Genomic DNA, 26196 nt, shown 5'->3' on the forward strand with positions numbered 1-26196 from the left:
CTACGTCCCGCAGCCCTGCGGGCGGCCGCCGTCGGAGACCTTGTGCACCAGGTCGCGCAGGGCGGCGAGTTCGCCGGTGGTGAGCCCGTCGAGCAGTCGGGAGTCCGACATCACCTCGTGTACGCGCTGCCGCATCAGCCGGCCGGCGTCGGTGACCACCAGCGTCTTCTGCCGGCGGTCGGCGGGGTCGACCCGGCGCTGCACCAGGCCGGCCTGCTCCAGCTTGTCGACGAGAGCTGTCACGTTGGACCGGTCGCACTGCAGCTGCTCGGCGAGGTCGCGGGCCGGCAACGGCCGGTCCGGGTCCAGTTCGTAGAGCGCGCGGGCGACCGCCGGGGTCAGACCGAGCGAGCCGATCTCGGTGTCCTGCTGCTGCCGGATGGCGAAGGCGACGTGCATGATCCTGCGCACCGTCTCGGCCGCCAGCCCGGAGCGGCCACCCGGATCGGGGCGGGCCGCGGGAACGGCGGGCAACGTCATGGCGTCGAGTCTACGGAGCCGCGGCGTAGTCGATCATCGGCGTCAGAAGCAGTCAGGCGGGGAGGAAGGAGAAGCGGACCTGGCGGGTGGGGTTGTCGCCGTTGGTGTCGACCAGGCAGATCGACTGCCAGGTGCCGAGCGCGAGTCGCCCGCCGAGCACCGGCACCGAGGCGTACGGCGGAACGAGGGCGGGCAGCACGTGGTCCCGACCGTGGCCGCGCGACCCGTGCCGGTGCCGCCAGCGGTCGTCGGTCGGCAGCAGCTCGTCCAACGCGGTGAGCAGGTCGTCGTCGGAGCCGGACCCGGTCTCGATCAGCGCCAGCCCGGCCGTGGCGTGCGGCACGAAGACGTGCAGCAGGCCGTCGCCCTCGCCCGAGACGAAGTTCTGCGCCTCGGCGGTGATGTCCCGGACGGCGGGCCGGGAACCGGTCTGGACGGTGATCACTTCGCTGCGCATACGTCGCATTCTGCCGGAGCCGGGGGTCAGGAGCCGCCGCCACCGCCGGAGTCGCCGCCCCCGCCGCCACCGCCGGAGTCCCCGCCGCCGGACCAGCCGCCGCCCCACCGGTGGTGGGTCGAGTCCCACCACGAGTACGAGTCGGGCGGGCCCTGGTGCGGGATGACGGTGTCGGCGTGCCGCCGACGCGGCGCCGGAATCCCGGAGCGCCGTCGGGGCGCCGGGGCCCGCAGCCCGCCCACGAGCAGGACCGCGCCGAGAACCACGCCCAGCCCGGCGACGAGCGCCACCGGCAGCGCGGCGGAGTCACGGACCAGCAGCACAGGCACCACCGGGAGCGCCAGGAGCACGCCCGCCGTCAGGAGAAGCGCGCCCGAGACCGTTCGCCGCCCATTCATGTCGGCATGCTATTGAGAACGGACAAGCGGGCCGGGAGAGGTGGCGAAACCCCCAAAGTTACCGACGGGTACGTGTGTTCAGCGTCGCGTCCGAGGCACCTAGACGTGACGGCGGGTGCCAGCAGAGGGCAGGATGGCGCTAGAGACCTATCCCACACACAACCGAGGGACCGCCTGTGGCTACGGAACGCAAGCGCCCGGTGATCACTGCCGGCCTGCCGAGCCAGCTCCCGGACATCGACCCGGACGAAACCAGCGAATGGGTCGAGTCGCTCGACGGGGTCATCGACGAGCGCGGAACCAAGCGCGCTCGCTACGTGATGCTGCGCCTGCTCGAGCGCGCTCGGGAGCGCCAGGTCGGGGTTCCGTCCCTGACCACCACGGACTACATCAACACCATCGCCCCCGAGCGGGAGCCGTGGTTCCCGGGTGACGAGCACATCGAACGGCGGATCCGGGCCTACATCCGGTGGAACGCGGCGATGCTCGTGCACCGGGCGCAGCGTCCCGAGATCGGTGTCGGTGGACACATCTCCACCTTCGCCAGCTCGGCGTCGCTCTACGAGGTGGGCTTCAACCACTTCTTCCGTGGCAAGAACCACCCGGGCGGTGGCGACCAGATCTTCTACCAGGGTCACGCCTCCCCCGGCATGTACGCCCGGGCGTTCCTCGAGGGGCGGCTGAGCGAGAACCAGCTGGACGGGTTCCGGCAGGAGCTGTCGCACCCGGGTGGCGCGCTGCCGTCGTACCCGCACCCGCGGCTGATGTCGGACTTCTGGGAGTTCCCCACCGTCTCGATGGGTCTCGGCGGCCTGAACGCGATCTACCAGGCGCGGTTCAACCGCTACCTGCACCACCGGGGCATCAAGGACACCTCCGACCAGCGCGTCTGGGCCTACCTCGGCGACGGCGAGATGGACGAGCCGGAGACGCTCGGCGCGATCGGTGTGGCCGCCCGCGAGGAGCTGGACAACCTCACCTTCGTGATCAACTGCAACCTGCAGCGGCTGGACGGCCCGGTCCGGGGCAACGGCAAGGTCATGCAGGAGCTGGAGGCGTTCTTCCGGGGCGCAGGGTGGAACGTCATCAAGGTCGTCTGGGGCCGCGAGTGGGACCCGCTGCTCGCCGCGGACACCGACGGCGCGCTGGTGAACCTGATGAACACCACCCCGGACGGCGACTACCAGACCTACAAGGCGGAGTCCGGCGCGTACATCCGGGAGCACTTCTTCGGGCGCGACCCGCGCACCCGCAAGATGGTCGAGCACCTCAGCGACGACGAGATCTGGAACCTCAAGCGGGGTGGCCACGACTACCGCAAGCTCTACGCGGCCTACAAGGCGGCGACGGAGCACACCGGCCAGCCGACCGTGATCCTCGCCAAGACGATCAAGGGCTGGACGCTCGGCTCGCACTTCGAGGCCCGCAACGCGACCCACCAGATGAAGAAGCTGACGCTGGAGGATCTGAAGACCTTCCGCGACCGCCTCTACCTGGACATCCCGGACTCGGCGCTGGAGGAGAACCCCTACCTGCCGCCGTACTTCCACCCGGGCGAGAAGTCCGACGAGATCGCGTACCTGCACGAGCGGCGTCAGCAGCTCGGTGGCTACCTGCCGTCGCGCCGGACCGACTCGAAGCGGCTGGTCATCCCCGGGCCGGAGCGCTTCGCCGACGTCAAGCGGGGGTCGGGCAAGCAGAAGGTGGCCACCACGATGGCCTTCGTCCGCCTGCTCAAGGACATGATGAAGGACAAGGAGTTCGGCAAGCGCTGGGTGCCGATCATCCCGGACGAGGCCCGCACCTTCGGCATGGACTCGCTCTTCCCGACGGCGAAGATCTACTCGCCGCACGGGCAGCGTTACACCTCCGTGGACCGGGAGCTCTTCCTGTCCTACAAGGAGGCGACCGTCGGGCAGATCCTGCACGAGGGCATCAACGAGGCCGGCTCGGTCGCGTCGTTCACCGCCGCCGGCTCGGCGTACGCCACGCACGACGAGCCGATGATCCCGATGTACATGTTCTACTCGATGTTCGGGTTCCAGCGCACCGCGGACGGGCTCTGGGCGGCCGCCGACCAGATGGCGCGGGGCTTCCTGCTCGGCGCCACCGCCGGTCGGACCACGCTCAACGGTGAGGGTCTTCAGCACGAGGACGGCCACTCGCTCCTGATCGCCGCCACCAACCCGGCGGTGGTCGCGTACGACCCGGCGTTCGCGTTCGAGATCGCGCACATCGTCGAGAACGGTCTGCACCGGATGTACGGCGAGGCGCAGGAGAACGTCTTCTACTACCTCACCGTCTACAACGAGCCGATCTTCCAGCCGGCCGAGCCGGAGGGCGTGGACGTCGAGGGCATCGTCAAGGGCGTGTACCGCTACGCGGCCGCGCCGAAGCTGGACGGCGCAGCGCCGAAGGCGAACATCCTGGCCTCCGGCACCGGCATGCAGTGGGCGCTCAAGGCGCAGCAGCTGCTGGCCCAGGACTGGGGGGTGGCCGCCGACGTGTGGTCGGTGACCTCCTGGACCGAGCTGCGCCGCGACGCGGTGGAGTGCGAGGAGTACAACCTCCTCAACCCGGGTGCCGAGCAGCGGGTGCCGTACGTGGCCCGGAAGCTGGCCGACGCGGACGGGCCGAAGGTCGCGGTCAGCGACTTCATGCGCGCCGTGCCGGACCTGATCGCCCGCTGGGTACCGGGTGACTACACCTCGCTGGGCACCGACGGGTTCGGCATGTCGGACACCCGGCACGCCCTGCGCCGGCACTTCCACGTCGACGCCGAGTCGGTGGCGGTCGCCACGCTGCGGCAGCTCGCGATGCGCGGCACGGTTCCGGCGAACGTGCCGAGCGAGGCGGCGAAGAAGTACGCGATCGACGACGTGAGCGCGGCCCCGGTCGGCGAGACCGGCGGCGACAGCTGACCGCACCCGTCCGCACGAAGGGCCCGCGCAGATCGCGCGGGCCCTTCGTCGTTCCCGGGCCGGTTCCCGGTGTACGGGTGCTGCCGCCCCGCAGGGCCGAGGTGGCTTCTGCGCGGGCGGAGGAGCAAGCGATGGCCCGGTGCCCCTGGCGGGGACGCCGGGCCACCACCATCGCGGGTGACGCCGGGGGCGGGCCCGGTCAGCCGACGGCGGCCAGGTCGGTCAGCCGGGCCAACGACTCCTCCAGATCGGCGCCGACCCGACGCAGACCGAGCCGGAGCAGGGCGGCCTTGACCGGACCGGCCGGCCACCGTACGACGATCAGCCGCACGACGGTGCCGCCCTCCTCCTCGTCGGGAGTGAGCTGTACGTAGATCTCGGTGCGCGCCTCCGCTCGGGCGCCGGCACCCTTGGCGCGCTCGCGCCACCCGATCAGGGTCGGCTCCTGAAAGGCGATCACCTCGGCTTCGTGTGCCGAGCCGCGCCCGGCCTGGACCCGTTGCCGCCGCCCGAAGCCCTCACCCGAGAGAACTTCGGCCGCGCGAACCCCCGCCAGCCAGGCCGGCAACTGCTCGGCCCGCTGTACGACGTCCCAGACCGCTTCCACCGGCGCAACCACATGCGCACTACGTTCCACGAGGATCATTTCCGTCTTCCTCCAGTGAGGACATCCGCGATATTCGGCACTCTATGCGCAAATTTGGACGTACTGGGACGGGTTCGGAAAAAGACACGCCGAAAAGCATTGCGCGGACAGTCATGACGGCCTATAGCGCAATCCCGACTCGCGTCCTAGAGTCCCGAACACGTTTCACGTTGATCGGGAGGACGCCATGCCGACCGCACCGCTGCCGCAGTTTCCCGCCGGCTTCCGCTGGGGCGTCTCGACCTCGGCGTACCAGATCGAGGGCGCGGTCGGCGCCGACGGCCGCGGACCGTCCATCTGGGACACCTTCGCCCACTCCCCCGGGCGGATCGCCGACGGCAGCAGCGGCGACGTCGCCTGCGACCACTACCAGCGCCACCGCGAGGACGTCGCGCTCCTGGCCGGGCTCGGCGTCACCGCCTACCGCTTCTCCGTCGCCTGGGGGCGAATCCAACCCGGCGGCACCGGGCCGGCCCACCCCCGCGGACTCGACTTCTACGACCGGCTGGTCGACGACCTGCTCGCCCACGACATCGATCCGGTGGCCACCCTGTACCACTGGGACCTGCCCCAGCCGCTGGAGGATGCCGGCGGCTGGCTGGCCCGCGACACCGCGGCCCGCTTCGCCGCGTACGCCGACCTCGTCGCCGCCCGCCTCGGCGACCGGGTCAAGCTCTGGATCACCCTGAACGAACCGTTCGTCCAGATGAGCCTCGGCTACGGCACCGGCGCGCACGCGCCCGGACGGACGCTGCTCTTCGACGCCTTCCCGGTCGCCCACCACCAGCTGCTCGGGCACGGGCTGGCAGTCGCCGCGCTACGGGCCCGCAGCGGCAGCCCGGTCGCGATCGCCAACAACTACTCGCCGGTGCGGGCGCTCGACGGAACCGACGCGGATCGGAGCGCCGCCGCCGCGTACGAGGCGCTGCACAACCGGCTCTTCACCGACCCGCTGCTCGGCCGGGGCTACCCGGAGGGAACGGTCGGCGACCCGTCCGTGGTGCGCGACGAGGACCTCGCCGTCATCGCCGCCCCGATCGACGTGCTCGGCGTCAACTACTACAACCCGACCGGGGTACGCGCCCCGCAGGAGGGTTCGCCGCTGCCGTTCGAGCTGGCGCCGCTGGACGGATACCCGAGGACGGCGTTCGACTGGCCGGTCGCCCCGGACGGGCTGCACGAGCTGCTCGGCTGGCTGCACCGCACGTACGGCGACGCGCTTCCGCCCGTCGAGATCACCGAGAGCGGCTGCGCGTACGACGACGTGCCCGACGCCGACGGACGCGTGCACGACCCGGAGCGCGTCGCGTACCTGGACGGACACCTGCGCGCCGTACGGGCCGCGCTCGACGACGGGGTCGACGTACGCGGGTACTTCGTCTGGTCGCTGCTGGACAACTGGGAGTGGGCGGAGGGCTTCACCAAACGCTTCGGCCTGGTGCACGTCGACTACGCCACCCAGGCGCGTACGCCGAAGTCCTCGTACGCCTGGCTGCGGCACGCGATCGCGGCCGCGCGCCGGAAGCCGGCCCGGTGACCACCGTCGACCCGGCATCCGCCGCGCTGCCGGCGGCGCTGGCCGAGCCGACGACGCCGGTACGGCGGGGTTGGATCGCGCTGGTCTTCGCGGCCAACCTCGGGGTCTGGATGGCCTTCTTCACCCCGATCCAGGTGCTGCTGCCCCAGCAGGTCGAGCGGATCTCGCCGGACGGCAAGGAGGAGATGCTGGCCCTGGTCACCGGGCTGGGCGCCGTCGCCGCGGTGCTCGCCAACCCGCTGGCCGGCGCCCTCTCCGACCGGACCTGCCTGCGCCTGGGCGGGCGCGAGTTCGGCCGACGGCACGTCTGGACGGCCGGCGGGGCCGTGCTCGGGGCGCTCGCCCTGCTGCTGCTCGCCCAGCAGCGCACCGTGCTGGGCGTGACGCTCGGCTGGGTCGCCGCGCAGGTCTGCTTCAACGCGATGCTGGCCAGCCTCACCGCGGCCGTTCCGGACCGGGTGCCGGTGGCGCAGCGCGGCGGCGTCTCCGGTTGGGTGGGCATCCCGCAGGCGCTCGGGCTGGTGGTCGGCGCGGTGCTGGTCACCGCCGTGGTCACCGGCAACGCCGCCGGGTACGCCGCGATCGCACTCGCGATGCTGGTGCTGGCGTTGCCGTTCGCGCTGTTCACCGCCGACGATCCGCTGCCCCGTACGCACCGGCCGGCGCTGCGGTGGCGCGCCCTGTTCGCCTCGATGTGGGTCAGCCCGCGCCGGCACCCGGACTTCGCCTGGGCGTGGTTCACCCGGTTCCTCGTCCAGACCGGCAACGCCCTGGGCACCCTCTACCTGCTGTACTTCCTGACCGACGGGGTGCGGGTGGCGGACCCGGAGGGGTCGCTGCTGGTGCTCATCCTGCTCTACACGCTGGGCATGATGCTCACCGCGGTCGTCGCCGGCCGGCTCTCCGACCGCTCGGGACGGCGCAAGGTCTTCGTGATCGTCTCCGGGTTGATCATGACGGTGGCGGCGCTGCTGCTCGCCGTCGCCCCGGTCTGGCCGATGGCTGTCGTCGCCGCCCTGCTGCTCGGCGCCGGCTACGGCGTCTACCTCTCGGTCGACGCGGCGCTCATCACCCAGGTGCTCCCCCGCGCCACGGACCGGGCCAAGGACCTCGGGGTGATCAACATTGCGAACTCGGCCCCGCAGGTGCTCGGCCCGGCGCTCTCCGCGCCGCTCGTCGTGCACCTGGGCGGCTACCCGACGCTCTACGCCGTCACCGCCGCGATCACCCTGCTCGGCAGCGCCCTGGTGGTGAAGATCCGCTCGGTGCCCTGAGCGGACCCCTGGCCGAATACGCTCGCGCAGCGCCGTAGGCTTGGGGCGTGACGGTACGTGTACGCTTCGCCCCCTCCCCGACCGGTATGTTCCACGTCGGCGGCGCCCGCTCGGCCCTGCAGAACTGGATCTACGCCAAGCAGCAGGGCGGGGTGTTCGTGCTCCGCATCGAGGACACCGACGCGGCCCGCAACAAGCCCGAGTGGACCGAGGGCATCCTCTCCGCGCTGGAGTGGATCGGCATCGAACGCACCAGCTACGAGGGCCCGCACTTCCAGTCGGAGAACGCCCACGAGCACCGGGCCGCCGCGCAGCGGCTCTACGAGTCGGGCCGGGCGTACTACTGCGACTGCACCCGGGAGGACGTCCAGGCGCGCACCGGCTCGCAGCACTCCGGCTACGACGGCTACCACCGGGACCGGGGCCTCGGCCCGGGCGAGGGGCGGGCGCTGCGCTTCCGCACGCCCGACGAGGGGGAGACCGTGGTGGTCGACCTTATCCGGGGCGAGCCGACCTTCGAGAACAAGCTGATCGAGGATTTCGTCATCGCCCGCGGCGACGGCTCGCCGGTCTTCCTGCTGGCGAACGTCGTGGACGACATGATCATGGGGATCACGCACGTGATCCGCGCCGAGGAGCACCTGCCGAACACGCCGAAGCAGCAGCTGCTCTGGGCCGCGCTGGGGGCCGAGCCGCCGATCTGGGCGCACGTGCCGGTCGTGGTCAACGAGAAGCGGCAGAAGCTCTCCAAGCGACGGGACAAGGTCGCTCTGGAGGCGTACCGCGACGAGGGCTACCTCGCCGACGCGATGCGCAACTACCTGATGCTGCTCGGCTGGGCGCCCTCCGGCGACCGGGAGATCGTCCCGTGGTCCGTGATCGAGGAGGAGTTCCGCCTCGAGAGCGTCAACCCGTCGCCCGCGTTCTTCGACGAGAAGAAGCTGCGCGCGTTCAACGGCGAGTACATTCGGGCGCTCCCGGCGGACGGGTTCGTCGCGGCCTGCCAGCCCTGGCTGACCGGCACCAGCACGATCGCGCCGCCGCCCTGGCAGCCGGACGAGTTCGACCCGGCCGTCTTCGCCGCGGTCGCTCCGCTGGCGCAGACCCGCATCGCGGTGCTCAGCGAGATCGTGCCGAACGTCGACTTCCTGTTCCTGGCGACCCCCACGATCGACGAGGCCGCCTGGGCGAAGGCGATGAAGGAGGGCTCGGCGGAGCTGCTCGACGCCGCGATCTCGGCGTTCGAGGCGCTGCCCTCGTGGGAGGCCGAGGCGATCAAGGCCGCCCTGGAGGCGGTCGGCGCCGAGCGCGGGCTCAAGCTCGGCAAGGCGCAGGCGCCGGTACGGGTCGCGGTCACCGGCCGGACCGTGGGCCTGCCGCTCTTCGAGTCGCTGGAGGTGCTCGGTCGGGACCGCGCCCTCACCCGGCTGCGTGCCGCCCGGGTCCGCCTGGTCTGATCACGCCTCGCCCCCTGCGGGGAGCAGCCGCTGACGCTTACGGCGATCACTGGCTGTCACAACGCCCCGACCAGCGACCACCGCACCTCCGCGCCCTTGCTCTGCACCCCGATACGCGCCAGCCACGCTCCGCGTCCGGCGCGTATGTGGGTACAGAGCAAAGGCGGCTGAGGGGTGGGCAGAGCGCCCTGAAGGCGTGGCGCGATCCCGCAGGTCAGCGAGGTGACGCCCGAGTGGGCCACCTGATCGGGCAACGGGAGGCCCCCGCGGCCGGTTACCGACCGTGACGCACGAGCAGTCACTGCGTAAGTCACAGACGGTAACGCCGAGGCGTCGGCGCACCGCCCGAAAGTCGCGGGGCGCCCGGCAGGGCAGCCCGCGCACCGCCCGACAGCCCCGGGTGCGCGGCAGGTATCCCGGGCACCCCCGACAGCCGCGGGTGCCGGCGATCAGGGCCAGCGGTCGGGCGCCCTATCGGCGGCCGCGGGTGGACCGTCGGCGGAACAGCATTCCACCCGCCAGAACGGCGAGCAGCACCAGCGCGCCGAGCGCCCAGAGCCAGCCGCTGACGTCGTCCCGCTCGTCCGCGGTGCGTACCACGGCCGAGCTCGGGCTGGCTCCGTCCGGCCCCGCCGTCAGGGCCGGTCCGGACGAGGCGGCCGTGGGCGAGGCGGCCGGCGGGCCGGCGGTCGCCGACGCGGTGGCGGACGGCTCGGCCGGGGAGGCCGACGGGTCGGCCGGCGTGCCGGTGGTGAGGGTGAAGCGCACCTCGCCGTTGATCGGGTGCCCGTCGCCGGACGCCACCCGGTAGCCGACGATGTAGAGCCCCGCCCGTCCCGGCTTGAACGGCACGCTCACCCGGCTGCCGGCGAAGCGCGGAGCGCCGCCCGCGGCGACCACATTGTCCGGACCGGTGACTGTGATCTTCGTCGTAGCCGGGTCCAGTCGGGACAGGAAACGCAGCTCGATCCGGGCCGGCGCGGTCGCTGTCCGGGCGCCGTCACGCGGATCGCTGCCGGTCAACGAGTTGTGCGCGGCGGCCGGAGCCGCCGGCAGCGCCAGCGACACACCGAGCGCCACGCCGGATACGGCTAGCACGAGGCGTGTCAGCCGTGCGACCCTGCCCCCCATGGAGACCTCCGTAAAGGTACGATCCGCCCGCTGATCAACGGCCTGTTCGTTGGTCGAGCCCGGATCGCAAATAGTTCCAATTACTGTTCCACGAGCTGCAACCAATCGACATCTCACGGAGTCTTGAAGGGTGGCGTCCGGTCATCGGACCGGGTCGCCACCGCCGATGAGGTCTCCGGCGCAGCAGAGCCAGCCATCGAACGGGGCGAGGAGGCGGCTATGGTCCGACAGGTGAGGCGACTCGTCGCCGTGCTGGCCGGCGCGCTCACAGCCGCCCTGTCGGTCGGCTTCGCCGGCCCGGCGCACGCCGCCCCGAAGCCGCCGCCACCGCCCGGAGTGGACATCGCCGGAGCAGGCCTCTCGGCGCCGTTGCAGCTGCGCGCGAACGCCCAGCCGGCGCACGTCACCGCGGTGATCGAGCAGGTCAACTTCCTGGGCCGCACCGGCGCGGCCACCGGCCCGAAGCCGGCCGACCTCGGTCCGAAGTACACCGTCGTCGTGCTCGCCGGGGACACCCCGAAGCAGACGTACGACCTGTACCCGAAGGCCGTCGGCGGGCCACGAATCTACCGCCCGGCCAAGCAGCCCGACTCCCGCAAGACCAAGGCCGGCTGGTTCCTCGGCCGGCTCTCCATGTCCGAGACGCTGCGCAACGCGGGCGTCCCGCTGGAGCGCGAGTACGACACGGTCAGCGGCGGCGTGGGCGGCGGAGAGCGGGTCATCCCGGAGGACGCGCTCAACCCCGCGCGGGACATCGACCAGGCGCTCGGCGACCTTCAGCGCCTGCTGCTGCTGAACGTCGCGGTGGTGCTGGTCATCACCTCCGGCCTCGCCGGGATCGCGCTGCTGATCCGCCGCCGCACCCGCTGACCGTCACCGCCCCGCCGACCGCCCTGACCGGGGGCGGCGGGAGCGGCGGTCGTCGAAGATCACGGCAGGTCAGCACCAGCGGCGCGGCGGGCGCTCATGACGGGTGCCGCGCAGCGGTGGGCGGACCGCGCCGTGCCGGTGCGCGCCGGCCCAACCAGGCAGGTCGCTCCGGCACCCCGAGCGGGGCGACACCGGCTCCGGTTCGACGGGTGGGGCCGGCTCGGCGGCCCGCTGCCGTGGCACGGCGGGCTCCTCCTCGGGCCGCTCGGCGCCCCGTCCCGGCGCCGGTTCGGTCAGCCCCGACCGCCCCGCGGCCGGCTCCGCCGGGAAAGAGGGCGCGCCACCGCCCAGGCGACGGTGCTTCGCGGCCGCCTGCTGATCGTGGCCCGGCCGGCACGGCTCCCCCTGGGCGCAGCCGTGATCGGCCTCCCCCTGCGCCATCCCGGTCTCCTCACACTCGCGATCGCACCTCGGCGGTAGCGCCGAGGTGCCCTGCCACCGTACTGGCCGCTCCCGACGGCTCTGCGGGGCGTACCAGGATCTCCCGCCGCGCGGAGTGCCCTCGCGTACCACCTTCGGCGGAGTCGGACGGGCCCGGGACTCCTCCCGTGGACGGAGGGTGACCGGCTGTCGATGTGGTGAGATCGGGCCATGCGACTGCCCCCGTGGCTCGGCTCCGGCACCCGGGGCCGGGACCTCGCGCTGGCCGGAACGTCGCTCGTCGGCGGGCTGCTCCTGTTCGCCCTGGGCATCCAACGGCAGCTCTCCTGGGATCCGGGCCTACCCGATGCGCTGTTCCTGCCGCCCCTGGTCGCGGCCTGCGTCGCGGTCGGGCTGCGCCGTGTCGCCACCGGCGCCAGCCTCGCCGTCGGCACCGTCGCGGTCGTGGCCGACCTGCTGCTCGGCGCCTCCCTGGGCACGGTGCTCGTCTACACCCAGGTCCTCTACGACTCGTGCGTGTACGGCTCGCCGCGCACCTGGCGGTGGCTGCTGCGCGTCACCGTCGTACTGAGTGTGCTGAGCATGGCGCTCGGCGTACTGCTGGTCGGCAACTGGCGTGGTGTGGGGTTCGGTACGCCGTTCGTACTCGCCGGAGTGATGCCCGTGCTCACCGGGATCAGCGTTAGGCAGTACCGCGATCAGGCGGCGGCCGAGCGGGCCCGGGCCGAGCAGACCGCCCGCCTCGTCGAACTGGACCGGCGGCAGGCGGTCGCCGCGGAGCGCGCCCGGATGGCCCGTGAGCTGCACGACGTGATCGCCAACCATCTGAGCGCGGTGGCCATCCACGCCACGGCCGCGCTCTCCGTGCCGGGGCTCGACCGGGGCCAGGTCGACTCGGCGCTGCGGGTGATCCGGGAGAACAGCGTGCAGGGGCTGACCGAGATGCGGCAGATGATCGGCGTGCTGCGGGCACCGGCGGAGCCGGCCGCCGTGGACGGCGGTGACCCCGACGCGGCGGTCCCGGCCCGGCTCGGCGAGTTGGACCGGCTGGTGGAGCGTGCCCGGGCCGCGGGGCTCGCCGTCCGGGTCAGCACGACGGGGAATCTGGACGGTCTGCCGGTCGGCGTCGACCTCGCGGCGTACCGGATCGTGCAGGAGTCGCTGACCAACGCCCTCAAGCACGGCAGCGGTGAAGCCGATCTGGAGATCACGTACCGGTCGGCCGAGGTGCTGGTCACTGTCGAGAATCCGGTCCGCGTCGGTCGGGGCGGGCTGCCCGGGGCGGGCGCCGGCCTGATCGGCATGCGGGAGCGGGCGGTGCTGCTGGACGGCCGGTTCGTCGCCGGCCCGACGGACGGCCGCTGGCGGGTCCAGGCCGCCCTGCCGGCCGCCCGCCAGCCGTCGTGACCGTCCGCGGCGCCCACCCGGCGCCTTCCGACGAACCCCCCGCCGCCCTGCGGATGGACCCCGTCGGGGAGCCGGCGGGCGACGGCACCGGCCCGCCGACGGGGGCGACCGGCCCGACCGCGCGGGTGGTGCTCGCCGACGACCAGCCGGCGGTCCGGGCGGGGCTGCGGCTGATCCTGGCCGCCGCGCCGGACATCGACGTCGTCGGCGAGGCCGGCGACGGCGACGAGGCGGTACGGCTCTGCCACGAGCTGCGCCCGGACGTCGCGGTGCTCGACATCCGCATGCCGCGGCGGGACGGGGTCGCGGCGACCCGGGAGATCGTCGGCGAGGGGCTCGCCGACGTGCTGGTGCTCACCACCTTCGACCTCGACGAGTACGTCTTCGGCGCGCTGCGCGCCGGGGCCGCCGGCTTCCTGCTCAAGGACACCGACGCGGCCGGCCTGCTGGCGGCGGTGCGGGCGGTGGCCCGGGGCGAGGGGGTGATCGCGCCGGCGGTGACCCGGCGGCTGATCCGGGCCTTCGCGTCCACCGCCCCGGCCGCGAGCCGGGCCGTGGTGGACGGGCTCACCCGGCGGGAGCGCGACGTCCTGGCCTGCCTGGGCCTCGGCCTGTCCAACCAGCAGATCGCCGACCGGCTGGTGATGGCGGAGAGCACCGCCAAGACCCACGTGAGTCGGATCCTGGCCAAGCTGGAGCTGCGCAGCCGGGTGCAGGCGGCCATCCTGGCCCAGGAGCTGGGGCTGACCGCGCCGCCCTCCGGCTGACCGCCGGCCGTCGCCGCACCGGGCCGCCCCACCCGGCGGCGCCCGCAGCCCACCGCCGGGACGGCGCTGGTCAGCGCATGTGTCAGGCTGGTGTGGTGGGGAACGAGCCGGGCGACGGAGACTTGACCGCCACGCTGCGACGCATCGAGCGGGCGGCGGGCGCTCTCGCCACGGCGAGCGTCGCCCGGATGGACGAGACGCTGCCCTGGTTCCGCGCCCTCCCGGCCGACCAGCGCTCCTGGGTCATGCTGGTCGCTCAGGCGGGCGTCCGCTCGTTGGTGCAGTGGCTCGGCTCCGGCGGCGGCAGCGCCGACAGCACGCAGGAGGTCTCCGACGAGGTCTTCGCGGCCGCCCCGCAGGCGCTGGCCCGCTCGATCACCCTCCAGCAGACGGTGGCACTGATCAAGGTGACCATCGACGTCGTCGAGGAGCAGGTGCCCCACCTCGCCGCGGAGGGCGAGCAGCAGCAGCTCCACGACGCGGTGCTGCGCTTCTCCCGGGAGATCGCCTTCGCCGCCGCCCGGGTGTACGCCCGCGCCGCCGAGTCGCGCGGCGCGTGGGACGCCCGGTTGCAGGCGCTGCTGGTGGACGCGCTGCTGCGGGGGGACTCACCGGACGTGCTGGCCAGTCGCGCGGCCGCGCTGGGCTGGGCGGACGCGCCGCCGGTCGCGGTGGCGGTCGGGCGCTCCCCGGGCGGAGAGGTCTCGGCCGTGCTGCACACCGTGTACCGACAGGCCCGTCGGATCGGCGCCGAGGTGATCGGCGGGGTGCACGGGGACCGGCTGGTCGTCGTGCTCGGCGGCGCCGACGATCCGTTGACGGCCACCGGGAAGCTGCTCAGCGCGTTCGGCGAGGGGCCGGTGGTGGTCGGCCCGGCGGTGCCGAGCCTCGACGCGGCGACCGAGTCGGCCCGGGCCGCCCTGGCCGGCTTCCGGGCGGCGCCGGCCTGGCCGGGCGCTCCCCGGCCGGTGGCCGCCACCGATCTGCTGCCGGAGCGGGCTCTCGCGGGGGACGCGGAGGCCCGCCGGCGACTGCGGCACGACGTGTACGGGGTGCTGATCCGCGCCGGCGGCGAGCTGTTGGAGACGTTGGACGCCTTCTTCGCCGCCGGCGGCACGTTGGAGAGCGCCGCCCGGGCGCTCTTCGTGCACCCGAACACGGTGCGGTACCGGCTGCGCCGGATCGCCGAGGTGACCGGCTTGTCGCCGCTCACCCCGCGGGACGCGTTCGGGCTCCAGGTGGCGCTGACGGTCGGCCGGCTCGACCCGGTGGCCCCGCCAGTCCCGACTCAGACAATGGGCCCAGGCGTCGGCAAAACGTCACAGACAGGTGATGATCACCGCCGATCTTTGTAGGATCCCACCAAAGGTTCTAGTGTGGTTTGGTCGAGGGCGGCACAGCGCTACCCGCGCGTATCCGGAAGAGTCGTAGTCGTGCTGGCCGTACTTTCCCCCGGGCAGGGTTCCCAGAAGCCCGGCTTCCTGACCCCCTGGTTGGATCTGCCCGGCGCTGAGGCGCGACTGCGCTGGTGGTCGGCGCTCGCCGGGGTCGATCTGGTGCACCTCGGCACGGCGGCCGACGCCGACGAGATCAAGGACACCGCCCGCACCCAGCCGTTGCTGGTGGCGGCCGCGCTGCTCGCCGCCGAGCAGCTGCCGATGAACGACGTGCAGGTCACCGCCGGACACAGCGTCGGTGAGCTGGGCGCGGCCACCCTCGCCGGCGTGCTCTCCGCCGAGACCGCGATCACGCTGGCCGGCGTACGCGGCCGGGAGATGGCCGCCGCCTGCGCGCTGGAGCCGACCGGGATGGCCGCCGTGCTGGGCGGGGACCCCGACGAGGTGATCGCCGCGATCGAGGCGCACCGGCTCTACCCGGCCAACCGCAACGGCACCGGGCAGATCGTCGCCGCCGGCGCGCTGGAGAACCTCGACAAGCTCGCCGCGGAGCCACCGGCGAAGGCCCGGATCATCCGCCTCCAGGTGGCCGGCGCTTTCCACACCCCGTACATGGCACCGGCGGAGAACGCGCTCGCCGCGATCGCCGGCGGGATCACGCCGGCCGACCCGGCCCGGGTCCTGCTCTCCAACTTCGACGGCACCGCCGTCGAGCACGGCGGGGAGCTGGTGCAGCGCCTGGTCCGCCAGGTCACCGCGCCGGTCCGCTGGGATCTCTGCATGCGTACGCTCGCCGACCTCGGTGTCACCGGCGTGATCGAACTGCCGCCGGCCGGCACGCTGGCCGGGCTGATCAAGCGGGAGTTCAAGGGCGGCAACGTCCCGGAGATCGTCACCCTGAACACCCCGGACGACCTGCCCGCCGCGCGTGACCTGATCGCGCGGGTCGGCGCGAGTCGGTGAGCGCGAGGAACGAGCCGAGACCGCGGATCCCGCGGCCCCGAACGAACGACACCACGGCGAGCGCGAGGAACGAGACGATCCCGCGGGCCCCGCAGTCGCGAACGAAAGGCAGGAACTGATGGCCGGAAGCCGGATCGTCGCCCTGGGGCACTACCAGCCCTCGCGGGTCGTCACCAACGACGAACTCGCCCAGATGGTCGACACGAGCGACGAGTGGATCCGCGACCGGGTCGGCATCGCCACCCGGCGGATCGCCGGTGACGAGACGGTGGCCGACATGGCCGCCGCCGCCGCCGGAAAGGCGCTGGCCAACTCGGGCCTCACCGCCGCCGACATCGACCTGGTCGTGGTCGCCACCTGCACGTCGGTGGACCGCAGCCCCAACGTGGCCTGCCGGGTGGCCGCCAAGCTCGGCATCGACGCGCCCGGGGCGTACGACATCAACACCGCCTGCTCGGGCTTCTCGTACGCGCTCGGCACGGTCGACCACGCGATCCGGGCCGGTGCGGCGCGCAACGCGATCGTCATCGGCGCGGAGAAGCTCTCCGACTTCACCGACTGGACCGACCGCTCGACCTGCATCATCTTCGGTGACGGGGCGGGCGCCGCGGTCGTCACCGCCACCGGCGACGACGAGCCCACCGGGGTCGGCCCGGTGCTCTGGGGCTCGGTGCCCGAGAAGAGCGACGCGGTCCGGATCGAGGGCTGGCGCGCGTACGTGCAGCAGGAGGGACAGACGGTCTTCCGCTGGGCGACGACCGCGCTCGCCCCGCTGGCCCTGCAGGCCTGCGAGCGGGCCGGGGTGGCCCCGTCGGAGCTGGCCGCGTTCGTGCCGCACCAGGCGAACGCCCGGATCATCGACGGCATCGCGAAGCGGCTCGACATCCCGGACGCGATCATCGCGAAGGACATCGTCGAGTCCGGCAACACCTCGGCGGCGAGCGTGCCGCTGGCCCTGTCCAAGCTCGTCGAGCGGCGGGAGATCCCGTCCGGGGCCCCGGTGCTGCTCTTCGGCTTCGGCGGCGGCCTGACCTACGCGGGTCAGGTCGTCCGCTGCCCCTGAGACCCGACTCGGCGCGCAGCGTCGAGCCGAAACGTCGGCGGCGAGGCCGCCCGACGAGATCAACCCGATGAGAGGAACCGACAGCAATGACCCGTGAAGAGATCACCGCCGGCCTCGCCGAGATCCTCGAGGAGGTTGCCGGGGTGAACCCGGACGACGTGGCCGAGGGGAAGTCCTTCACCGACGACCTGGACGTCGACTCGCTCTCCATGGTGGAGGTCGTCGTGGCGGCCGAGGAGAAGTTCGGCGTCAAGATCCCGGACAACGAGGTGCAGAACCTCAAGACCGTCGGTGACGCGGTCAGCTACATCGAGGCGCAGTCCTGATCATGACTCGCCCCGACGTCGTCGTCACCGGGCTCGGCGCGACGACCCCGCTCGGCGGGGACGTCGCGTCGACCTGGGACGCCATGGTCGCCGGCCGCTCCGGGGTGAGTCCGCTCACCCAGGAGTGGGCGGCGCAACTGCCGGTCCAGATCGCCGCACAGCTCGCCGTCGAGCCTTCGGAGGTGCTGGACCGGGTCCGGCTGCGCCGGCTGGACCGCTCCGAGGCGATCGCCCTCATCGCGGCGCAGCAGGCCTGGGCGGACGCCGGGCTGGCCGGCTCCGGGCTGGACCCGGAGCGGCTGGCGGTGAGCGTCGGCTCCGGCATCGGCGGCGCGACCACCCTGCTCGCCCAGGACGACATCCTGGAGGCCTCCGGGCCGCGTCGGGTGTCTCCGCACACCGTGCCGATGCTGATGCCGAACGGCCCGGCCGCCTGGGTCGGGATCGAGGTCGGCGCCAAGGCCGGCGTGCACTCGATGGCCAGCGCCTGCGCGACCGGTGCGGAGGCGATCGCGCTCGGCCTGGACATCATCCGCTCCGGCCGGGCCGACGTGGTGGTCGCCGGTGGTACCGAGGCGGTCGTCCACCCGCTGCCGATCGCCGGCTTCGCCTCGATGCGGGCGATGTCGACCCGCAACGACGAGCCGGAGAAGGCCTCCCGGCCGTGGGACAAGGGTCGGGACGGCTTCGTCCTCGGCGAGGGCGCGGGCGTCCTCGTCCTGGAGCGGGCCGACCACGCGGCTGCCCGTGGGGCCCACGTGTACGCGCGGGTGGCCGGCGCCGGCATCACCTCCGACGCCTTCGACATCGTGCAGCCGCACAACGAGGGCGAGGGCGCGATCCGGGCGATCTCGAAGGCGATCGCCGACTCGGGTGTCGCGAAGCAGGACATCGTGCACGTCAACGCGCACGCCACGTCGACCCCGATCGGCGACATGTTGGAGATCGGCGCGCTGCGCAAGGCGCTCGGCGACCATCCGGTGCTCTCCGCGACCAAGTCGATGACCGGGCACCTGCTCGGTGCGGCCGGCGCGCTCGAGTCGATCGCCACCATCCTCGCCATCCGCGACGGTGTCGTTCCTCCGACGATCAACCTCGACGACCCGGACGAGGCTCTCACCCTGGACGTGGCCGCGCACAAGGCGCGCAACATGGAGGTCCCCGCCGCGCTGAACAACGCGTTCGGCTTCGGTGGGCACAACGTGGCGCTCGTCTTCACCCGGGTCTGAGCACGGTCCGCCCCCGGTAACGACTGGTACCCGTCAAGGGCCCGCGCTCACATAGCGCGGGCCCTTGCTCGTCGTCAGCCCTGGTTGCGCGGGTGTCGCTGCGCGGTCCGCTCGTTGCCTCGACGGTAGTTGCCGGTCCACCGCGCCATCACCAGCTGCGGGTCGTCGTCGACCTCGGCGAGGAACCGCGCGGCCCGACCGCCGCGCAGGGTGCCGGCGGTCCGCCCGTGGTGCCAGATCACCACGGTGCCGTCGGCCCGTTCGACGTACCGGAATCCCGCCGCCTCCGCCATCCGATGAGGGTGACAGGAGCCCCGCGGACCGCGCGACCTGATTCTGCGCCGACCGGGTTGACTCTCCAGCGGCTGGAGACGGGAGGCTGACCACTGTGAACGAGCGCACCGACCTGTTCGGCATCGGAGAACTCGCCCGCCGGACCGGTCTCACCGTCCGAACCATCCGGTTCTGGTCAGACCTGGGGCTGGTGCCGCCGACGGCCCGTTCGGCCGCCGGCTACCGGCGCTACGACCTGGCCGCGGTGGCCCGGCTGGAGCTGTTGGGCAGCCTGCGGGAGCTGGGCATCGGCCTGGACGACGTACGCCGGATCCTGGATCGGCAGGCGAGCGTGCAGGACGTGGCGCGGGCGCACCTGCGGGCGCTGGACGCCGAGTTCCGGACGCTGCGGCTGCGTCGGGCGGTGCTGCGGTCGATCACCCGACGTGGCAGTACGACCGAGGAGTTGAGACTCATGAGCGACCTGGCCCGGCTCTCCGCACGGGAGCGGCAGCAGATCATCGACGACTTCGTGGCCGAGGTGTTCGCCGGCGTCGACGGCCCCCCGGCCGGGCTGGCGCAGGCGATGCGCGCGCTCCCCGCAGAGCTGCCCGACGAGCCCACCGACGAGGAGGTGGACGCCTGGCTGGAGCTGGCCGAGCTGGTGGCCGACCCGGACTTCCGCCGCCGGGTGCGCGAGATGGCGGTGGCCGGTACGACCGGGGAGCCGGCGCCCCCACCGGAGCCGATGACGCGGCTCGACCTGGCACGGGCCGCGCTGACCGCCGGGACCGAGCCGGCCTCGGCCGAGGGGCAGGCGGTGCTCGACGAGATGGTGGACCGGGCGCTCACCCCGGAGCAGCGGCGGGAGTTGGCCGACTCCCTCGCCACCTTCACCGACCGACGGGTGGAGCGGTACTGGCAGCTGATCGGGGTGCTCAACGGCCGGGAGCCGTTCCCGCCGGCCGTCCCGCCGGTGGAGTGGTTGATCGCCGCGCTGCGCGCGCGGAGCTGACGCGGGCGGACGCTTCGCTTTCTCGTTGCCCGGACGTCGAATCGAGCGACTACGATGCCGCCGTGTCCGACGACACCAACCCGCCGCCCGAGCCCTCCGGGCAGCGCTTCGTCGTCTGCGGCGACGGCGCGCTGGCCCACCGGCTGGTGGGAGAACTCGTCGACCGGTACGGGCTGCCGGTCACGGTGGTCCTGCCGTCGCTGAACGACAACCACGCCCCCGACATCGCGGAGTTCGGGCCGCGGACCGGCCGGCCGGAGCTGCGGCCGGAGGTCCTGGTGGCCCGCCGGCTGACCGCGGAGGTGCTGCGACGCGCCGGGGTGGCACGGGCGGCGGCGGTGGCGTTGGTCGCCGACGACGACGTCACCAACGTGGACGGTGCGACGATCGTCCGGGAGCTGGACCCGGACGTACGGTTGGTGGTCCGGCTCTTCAATCCGGTCCTCGGCGAGGGTGTCGCCACCATGCTGGGCGACTGCGCCGTCCTCTCCGGCTCCGAGATCGCCGCCCCGGCGTTCGTGGCCGCCACCCTGGGCGACGAGGCCTCGGCGTACCTGCGGCTACCCGACGACGAACTCGTCCGCGTGGCCGACCGGCGCACCCTCGACGAGTCCGCCGAGGTCGTCTGCGGGCTGGCGGACACCGGCGGGCCCGAGCTGGTGCGGCTGCCCGCGGACGAGGACGAGGCGGACCTGGTCCTCGTCCGGGCGTACGGTCGCCCCCGCGCCGAGCCGCTGCCGCGACGCCGGCAACGGCTGCTGCGTACCACCGCCCTGGTCTTCGGGCGCAACCTGCGGCTGGCCCTGGCCGGCATGGCCCTGCTCTTCACGGCCGCCGGCGCGGTGCTCGGGTACGTCCGTGGCCTGGCCCCGGCCGAGGCGGCCTACCTCGTGCTGCTCACCGCGCTGGGCGGCGCCGAGGCCGACCCGGCGGCCCCGCTCGCCGAGAAGGTGACCGCGGTCGTCCTGGTGCTCTCGGGTGTCGCCATCGTGCCCACGGTGACCGCGCTGGTCGTCGACGCGCTCGTGCACGCCCGGCTCAGGGTGGCGGCGGGCGGGCTGGTCGACCCGGTCGCGGAGCACGTGATCGTGGTCGGCCTGGGCAACATCGGCACCCGGGTGCTCCAGGAGCTGCACTCGTCGGGCCTGCCGGTGGTCGGCATCGACCGTACGGAGTCGGCACGCGGGGTGGCCGTGGGGCGCGAGTTGGGGCTGCCCGTGATCATCGGGGACGCGACGAGTCCCGAGACGCTCCGCGCCGCATCGGTGCAGACCTGCCGGGCGCTGGTGGTGCTCACCAGCGACGACATGACGAACCTGGAGACCGCCCTGTCGGGTCGGTCGGCGCACGCCACCGCCCGGGCGGCCTCCGGTCAACCGGACGGGTCGCTGCGGGTCGTGCTCCGGCTCTTCGACGACGGTTTCGCCCAGCGGGTGCAGCGGACCTTCGGGCTGACCCACTCGCGCAGCGTGTCGTACCTCGCCGCACCGGCGTTCGCGGCCGCCATGATGGGCCGGGAGGTGATCGACACCATCCCGATCGGCCGGCACCTGCTGCTCGTCGCGGAGCTGCCGGTCGGCGCGGGCTCGGATCTCGAGGGACGGTTCTGCCCCGACCTCTCACGCCCGGGCGAGGTCCGGGTGATCGCGATGCGTACCGGCCGGGCCGGGCAGACGATCTGGGCGCTGCCGCGACGACGCCCGCTGGTCCGCACCGACCGGCTCGTCGTGGTGGCGACCCGGGCCGGTCTCGCCGCGCTGCTCCCCCGCGCGGTACCCAGCGCGGACCCGCCCGCGCTGGTCGAGCCGCCGCCGTTGCGCCTGCTGGGCACGCAGGCGCGGCACCGGCCGGCGGATCTCTCCGACCCGGACGCCCCGGCGGCTACCGGACCCTGACCGGCTCAGCTGGTGCAGGTGGACGCCGGCAGGCCCGAGACGGTCACCGGGGAGCGGCCGCCGGGGCGGGCCTTGCCGGCGAGCACCGCCGCCAGCCCGGTCATGGCCGCCCGGCTGGACGAGTAGGTCGCCAGCAGCGTCGGCGACTTCGCCTTGGCCAGCACGTACGGGGTGTCCATGGCGACCGTCACGGCCGCGTCGGCGCGCAGGTCGCCGGTGCCGTCGCCGTAGCCGACCAGGTGCACGACGGTGCCGCCCTCGGGCACCACCCGCACCCCGGCCGCCTTCAGCGCGTCGGTCAGCAGGCTCCGCGTGTGGTCCCGGCCGTCGGAGGAGGTGACGGTCACCGGCCCGGGGATCGGGGTGCCGTCGCAGGAGCCGCGGAGGACCGTCACCGCCGCGGCGGCGAGCGCGTCGGCCGCCGCCCGGTGCGCCGGGTCGTCCAGCGTCGACATCTCCGGCGCCGTCGTGCCGGCGAGGCGGAACTTCATGGTCAGCACGTGGGTCACCGCGTCGACGAGCCGGGCCCGGGGCAGCGACCCGTCGCGCAGCGCGGCGAGCAGACCGTCGTACGCCTGGCCGACGTTGGGGGTCATCAGGATGAGGTCGTTGCCGGCCTTGAGGGCACGCACCGCGGCCTCCCCGGGTGACCAGCGCTTGGCCGGCGCCATGTTCATGCCGTCGGTGATGACGACGCCCTGGAAGCCGAGCTGACCGCGGAGCACGTCGGTGAGGAGCTTGTGCGAGAAGGTCGCCGGCGTGCCCGGGTCGACCGACCTCGCGTCGAGGTGAGCGGACATCACCGCCATGGTGCCCGCGTCGATGCCTGCCTTGAACGGCGGCCACGCCTCGGCCTCCAGCTTCGCCCGCGACTGGGTGAGCGCCGGCAGCTCCTTGTGGGAGTCGTCGGCGCTGTGCCCGTGTCCCGGGAAGTGCTTCAGGGTGGCCGCCACCCCCGCGCTCTGCAGGCCGCGGACCGCGGCGGCCACCTGCGGCGAGACGCGCCCCTGGTCGGAGCCGAACGAGCGGGAACCGATCACGGTGCTGCGGGTGGCGAGCACATCGGCGACGGGCGCGAAGTCCAGGTTGATCCCCAGCGCGGCCAGTTCGCTGCCGGCGGCCCGCCAGGCCGCCTCCGTCAGGGCCGGATCGCCCGCCGCCCCGGCGGCCAGGGCGCTGGGCAGCACGGTCACCCGGTCGGTGATCCGGGTCACCACGCCGAACTCCTGGTCGGTGCCGATCAGGAACGGCGCGGCGCCGGTGGGCAGCTTGGCCGCGGCGCCGCGCAGCCCCGTGGTCAGCTCCCGGACCTGTTTCGCGCTGTCGACGTTGGTGGTCTCCTGGTTGCCCTGGGTCGGGTCGTCGGCGCTGAAGCCGACCAGGATGAGCCCGCCGAGGCGGTACTTGGCGATCATCTGGGCGGGGGTGTCCACCCCGGCGAGCCCCTGGTTGCCGGCGGCCGAGCCGGCCGAGACGTCGTCGGCCGCGCTGCCGTAGGCGTAGGGCATCAGCACCTGGCCGACGAGGTCCTCGTCCGGGAGGGTGGCGACCAGGGCGGCGGCGCGGGCCGCCGGGTCGCCGGCCGCCGGGTCGCCGCTCGGCGGCGCCGACGGGGAGGACGGAGCGGACGAGGAGGACGGCTGCTGCGGGGACCCCGAGCAACCGGAGAGGAGCAGAGCGGCCAGGGCTGCTACGGCGACGACGGTGCGGCGGGGGCGAAGGGACACGCCACCTATCCCACCAGTTCACCGCGTATCGGGGCAACCCGGTCCATCCCGGCTGGGCCGTGAGGGCCGCCAGCCGACACCGGATATACGCGTGGCGGGGGCCCCTCAGCCGACCCGGGTGAGCAGCGTCACCGGGGCGCCGTCGCCGGCGTGGCGGTAGGGCTCCAGCTCCGCGTCCCAGGCGGCGCCGAGCGCCTTCTCGATCGCGTGCGTGATCGCCTCCGGGGCGCGGGCGGTCGCCAGGATGCTGCGTAGCCGGTCCTCGCCCAGCTGGATGTCACCGGCCGCGCCGACGGTGGCCCGGAAGAGCCCTCGGCCCGGCACGTGCATGAAGCGCTCGCCGTCGGCCCCGGGACTCGGCTCCTCAGTCACCTCGAAACGGATCATGGGCCACTGCCGAAGGGCAGCAGCCAGCTCGGCGCCCGTTCCCGGACGACCGGTCCACCCGCACTCGGCCCGGCGGACGCCGGGATCGACGGGTTGTGCAGTCCACTGCAGGTTGACCGGCGCGGCAAGGACGCGCGCGATCGCCCACTCGACGTGTGAGCACACGGCGAGCGGGGTCGAGTGGACGTATACGACGCCACGCGTTGGCACGGTGACCTCCCGGAGAGCGAGGTGCGTCTTCCCCTACGACCTCGACCACCCGAGTGGTTCCTGTGACACATGATGACTCCTGTGACGGACGGTGCGCCAGGGAATCGGAAAATTCACCGGGAAGAGCCGCCGGAATAGCCGCAAGGGTGGCCGCCGTTGGAACCCACGACGGCGCGATGACCAGCCAGGGATCGTGTTCGTGTACAGTTTCATCGGCGGCTTGTGCCGCGCACAACTTCTGCGGGCCCATCCATCCGGAGTCGTCCGCACAGCCCCCGGACGTTCCAGTCCTCCCGTACGTCTTGCAAGGAGTACCTCCGTGGCGAGCAACACCTCTAAGACCGCGCGCGCGTCCGTCCGGGCCGGCCAGGCTGGCCAGGGTGGCGCCCTCAGCGTGCTGGGCGAGTTCAAGTACCTCATCCCGCTCAACGGCGGCAAGCACGCCTACGTGCGGAACCTGACCAACGGCAAGACCGCGCACCTGCGCACCGACTCCGAGGCCTTCGTCGAGGAGATCCGGGTGCTGGCCGCCGCCGGCCACGCCACCAAGATCCGCGCCGAGCTGAACACGCTGGCCGAGGTGCACCCCGGCGACGGCTGGGACGCGACCGAGAAGCGCCTGGTCGAGGCCGGCGTCTTCGAGGGCTGAGCAGCCCTCTCGCTGAGCAACACGTAACCGCCCGTCGGGACATCCCGGCGGGCGGTTCTGCGTCCCCCCACCTTCCCCCTCTCCCCGCCCTCAGCCGGTTGACGGATCGCCGGAACCGCCGCCAACCTCATGATCGACAGGTGCGGGCCGCCGCCGGGCGCGGGCTCTTTCCGTCGCGAGGGTTGGCGTGGTGTCATGCGGGGTAGCCGGTGTCACCACCGGGTACCCCGGTGGCGGGATCCGGGCGGCCCGGGGAGGCGGCGATGCCGGAGCAGTCTGAGGTGCGCCTCGACGAGGGGGTGCGCCTGCACGTCGAGACCTCCGGGGCGGTCGACGCCGAGGTCACGGTGATCCTGCTGCACGGCTGGACGCTCGACGGCCGGAGCTGGCACCGGCAACTCGCCGCGCTGGGCGAGGCGGCCGGCACGGCGGTGCGGCTGGTCGCGTACGACGCACGCGGCCACGGCCGCTCCAGCTGCATGCCGCTGCGCACGGCCACCCTGGCCCAGCTCGGTGACGATCTCGCCACGGTGATCGAGGCGACGGCCCCGACCGGCCGGATCGTCCTGGTCGGGCACTCCCTCGGCGGTATGACGATCATGGAGTACGCGCATCGGCATCCCGAGCACTTCGCGGCGCGTACCGCCGGTCTCGCCTTCGTCTCGACCACCGCCGAGGGGCACACGCACACCGTCTACGGGCTCTCGTCCCGCATCACCCGGCTGATCCGGCTCGCCGAGACCACCGGCGCCGGCGTACTGGCGCGCTGCGGATCGTGGCGGCCGCCGCTGGCGCTGCTGCGCGCGTTGCGTCCCAGCATCCGGTGGCTGCTCTTCGGCGAGACGTGCGACCCGGCCGACATCCGGCTGGTCACCTCGTCGGTGGCGCGCGCCACGCTCCGCTCGATAGGTGGGTTCCGCGCCTCCATCGGCGCGCAGCACCGCCTCGACACCCTCGCCCAGCTGGCCCACCTGCCCGCTGCCGCCCTCGTCGGGGACCGGGACCGGCTCACCCCGCCACCGTGCGCCGAGTCGATCGCGGCGGTGCTGCCGAACACCGAGCTGACCGTCTGCCCCGGCGCCGGGCACATGCTCATGATGGAGCGCCCGGACGAGGTGAACTCCGCCCTGCTCGGGGTGCTCCGCCAAGTGCTCGATCGGCCACGGCCCGCCGGGCGGCTCACCCCCGCCTCGCCGGCCTGACGAGGCGCGACGGGCGCACCTGGCGACGTGGTGCCGCCGGTCGGGGCCGTACCCTCGTTCGGTTGGCCCGACGT

At 73.2% G+C, this 26196-nt stretch carries 24 protein-coding genes and 1 pseudogene; 16 read left to right on the top strand and 9 right to left on the bottom strand.

The genetic code is table 11. The annotated features are described in order from the left end of the window. From D7044_RS08395 to D7044_RS08405, 3 genes are read right to left on the bottom strand one after another with little or no spacing between them, the layout of a single operon-like run. Nucleotides 1–480: a MarR family winged helix-turn-helix transcriptional regulator gene (locus D7044_RS08395; RefSeq protein WP_120678535.1), complete on the bottom strand. Its 480-nt coding sequence runs from the start codon at nt 478–480 to the stop codon at nt 1–3. A gap of 52 nt (nt 481–532) precedes the next feature. Next, on the bottom strand, nt 533–937 hold the full coding sequence (locus D7044_RS08400) for a secondary thiamine-phosphate synthase enzyme YjbQ (protein WP_199716525.1): 405 nt from the start codon (nt 935–937) through the stop codon (nt 533–535). 26 nt (nt 938–963) lie between these two features. After that, a complete protein-coding gene (locus tag D7044_RS08405) occupies nt 964–1335 on the bottom strand; it encodes a hypothetical protein (protein ID WP_199716526.1) in 372 nt (123 codons plus the stop codon). A 176-nt stretch (nt 1336–1511) separates the two neighbouring features. Here D7044_RS08405 and aceE point away from each other — a divergent pair, with 176 nt between their 5' ends. After that, a complete protein-coding gene (gene aceE / locus D7044_RS08410; protein ID WP_120678539.1) occupies nt 1512–4256 on the top strand; it encodes a pyruvate dehydrogenase (acetyl-transferring), homodimeric type in 2745 nt (914 codons plus the stop codon). 199 nt (nt 4257–4455) lie between these two features. Here the strand turns inward: aceE and D7044_RS08415 are convergent, their stop codons facing one another. Next, the gene (locus D7044_RS08415) at nt 4456–4902 is read right to left on the bottom strand and encodes an SRPBCC family protein (RefSeq protein ID WP_120678541.1); all 447 of its coding nucleotides are present in this window, start codon (nt 4900–4902) and stop codon (nt 4456–4458) included. A gap of 187 nt (nt 4903–5089) precedes the next feature. Here D7044_RS08415 and D7044_RS08420 point away from each other — a divergent pair, with 187 nt between their 5' ends. From D7044_RS08420 to gltX, 3 genes are read left to right on the top strand one after another with little or no spacing between them, the layout of a single operon-like run. Further along, entirely contained in the window at nt 5090–6439 is a 1350-nt protein-coding gene (locus D7044_RS08420) for a GH1 family beta-glucosidase (protein ID WP_120688439.1), read from the top strand. After that, nucleotides 6436–7713, top strand: a complete 1278-nt coding sequence (locus tag D7044_RS08425; RefSeq protein ID WP_120688440.1) for an MFS transporter — start codon at nt 6436–6438, stop codon at nt 7711–7713. The genes D7044_RS08420 and D7044_RS08425 overlap by 4 nt, the downstream gene beginning before the upstream one ends. A gap of 47 nt (nt 7714–7760) precedes the next feature. Next, nucleotides 7761–9170 carry a glutamate--tRNA ligase gene (gltX, locus tag D7044_RS08430; RefSeq protein ID WP_120678547.1) on the top strand — a complete coding sequence of 470 codons (1410 nt, stop codon included), beginning with the start codon at nt 7761–7763 and terminating at the stop codon, nt 9168–9170. Nucleotides 9171–9641: 471 nt separating this feature from the next. Here gltX and D7044_RS08435 read toward each other — a convergent pair whose 3' ends face one another. Then, the gene (locus D7044_RS08435; RefSeq protein ID WP_120688441.1) at nt 9642–10301 is read right to left on the bottom strand and encodes a copper resistance CopC family protein; all 660 of its coding nucleotides are present in this window, start codon (nt 10299–10301) and stop codon (nt 9642–9644) included. A gap of 219 nt (nt 10302–10520) precedes the next feature. Here D7044_RS08435 and D7044_RS08440 point away from each other — a divergent pair, with 219 nt between their 5' ends. Further along, nucleotides 10521–11171, top strand: coding sequence for a hypothetical protein (locus tag D7044_RS08440; RefSeq protein ID WP_120688442.1), 651 nt, complete (start codon nt 10521–10523; stop codon nt 11169–11171). A 69-nt stretch (nt 11172–11240) separates the two neighbouring features. On the opposite strand, the gene D7044_RS33390 is transcribed toward D7044_RS08440, so the two are convergent. Beyond that, entirely contained in the window at nt 11241–11612 is a 372-nt protein-coding gene (locus D7044_RS33390) for a hypothetical protein (RefSeq protein WP_120688443.1), read from the bottom strand. Nucleotides 11613–11822: 210 nt separating this feature from the next. Between D7044_RS33390 and D7044_RS08450 the strand changes: the two genes are divergently transcribed. From D7044_RS08450 to fabF, 7 genes and pseudogenes are all read left to right on the top strand, one after another. Beyond that, complete coding sequence (locus D7044_RS08450) at nt 11823–13019, top strand: sensor histidine kinase (protein WP_120688444.1); 1197 nt, start codon at nt 11823–11825, stop codon at nt 13017–13019. Further along, nucleotides 13016–13786, top strand: a complete 771-nt coding sequence (locus tag D7044_RS08455) for a response regulator transcription factor (protein ID WP_325050660.1) — start codon at nt 13016–13018, stop codon at nt 13784–13786. Before D7044_RS08450 ends, D7044_RS08455 begins: the two co-directional genes overlap by 4 nt. Nucleotides 13787–13863: 77 nt before the next feature. Next, nucleotides 13864–15141 carry a PucR family transcriptional regulator gene (locus D7044_RS08460; protein ID WP_120678558.1) on the top strand — a complete coding sequence of 426 codons (1278 nt, stop codon included), beginning with the start codon at nt 13864–13866 and terminating at the stop codon, nt 15139–15141. A gap of 78 nt (nt 15142–15219) precedes the next feature. Beyond that, nucleotides 15220–16128 (top strand): annotated as a pseudogene (locus D7044_RS08465) (ACP S-malonyltransferase); the annotation flags it as partial. A 136-nt stretch (nt 16129–16264) separates the two neighbouring features. Continuing rightward, the gene (locus D7044_RS08470) at nt 16265–17209 is read left to right on the top strand and encodes a beta-ketoacyl-ACP synthase III (protein ID WP_120678562.1); all 945 of its coding nucleotides are present in this window, start codon (nt 16265–16267) and stop codon (nt 17207–17209) included. Between the two features lie 86 nt (nt 17210–17295). Next, nucleotides 17296–17535 (top strand): acyl carrier protein, encoded by a 240-nt coding sequence (locus D7044_RS08475; RefSeq protein ID WP_120678564.1) that lies wholly within the window; start codon nt 17296–17298, stop codon nt 17533–17535. Nucleotides 17536–17537: 2 nt separating this feature from the next. Beyond that, complete coding sequence (gene fabF / locus D7044_RS08480; RefSeq protein ID WP_120678566.1) at nt 17538–18764, top strand: beta-ketoacyl-ACP synthase II; 1227 nt, start codon at nt 17538–17540, stop codon at nt 18762–18764. 74 nt (nt 18765–18838) lie between these two features. On the opposite strand, the gene D7044_RS08485 is transcribed toward fabF, so the two are convergent. Next, a complete protein-coding gene (locus D7044_RS08485) occupies nt 18839–19057 on the bottom strand; it encodes a hypothetical protein (protein WP_120678568.1) in 219 nt (72 codons plus the stop codon). A 95-nt stretch (nt 19058–19152) separates the two neighbouring features. Here D7044_RS08485 and D7044_RS08490 point away from each other — a divergent pair, with 95 nt between their 5' ends. Beyond that, complete coding sequence (locus D7044_RS08490; protein ID WP_120688446.1) at nt 19153–20052, top strand: helix-turn-helix domain-containing protein; 900 nt, start codon at nt 19153–19155, stop codon at nt 20050–20052. A 62-nt stretch (nt 20053–20114) separates the two neighbouring features. Continuing rightward, nucleotides 20115–21947, top strand: a complete 1833-nt coding sequence (locus tag D7044_RS08495) for a potassium channel family protein (protein WP_147434605.1) — start codon at nt 20115–20117, stop codon at nt 21945–21947. A 5-nt stretch (nt 21948–21952) separates the two neighbouring features. Here D7044_RS08495 and D7044_RS08500 read toward each other — a convergent pair whose 3' ends face one another. Both D7044_RS08500 and D7044_RS08505 read right to left on the bottom strand, forming a co-directional pair. Then, complete coding sequence (locus D7044_RS08500; protein WP_411710973.1) at nt 21953–23683, bottom strand: glycoside hydrolase family 3 protein; 1731 nt, start codon at nt 23681–23683, stop codon at nt 21953–21955. A 96-nt stretch (nt 23684–23779) separates the two neighbouring features. After that, nucleotides 23780–24271, bottom strand: coding sequence for a DUF3145 domain-containing protein (locus D7044_RS08505; protein WP_120678576.1), 492 nt, complete (start codon nt 24269–24271; stop codon nt 23780–23782). Between the two features lie 319 nt (nt 24272–24590). On the opposite strand from D7044_RS08505, the gene D7044_RS08510 reads away from it, so the two are divergent. Together D7044_RS08510 and D7044_RS08515 are read left to right on the top strand one after the other, a co-directional pair. Next, a complete protein-coding gene (locus tag D7044_RS08510; protein WP_120678578.1) occupies nt 24591–24920 on the top strand; it encodes a hypothetical protein in 330 nt (109 codons plus the stop codon). Between the two features lie 263 nt (nt 24921–25183). Then, nucleotides 25184–26122 (top strand): alpha/beta fold hydrolase, encoded by a 939-nt coding sequence (locus D7044_RS08515; protein ID WP_120688449.1) that lies wholly within the window; start codon nt 25184–25186, stop codon nt 26120–26122. Nucleotides 26123–26196 lie beyond the last annotated feature (74 nt).

The organism is Micromonospora musae (genome assembly GCF_003626635.1).
Lineage (GTDB): Bacteria > Actinomycetota > Actinomycetes > Mycobacteriales > Micromonosporaceae > Micromonospora > Micromonospora musae.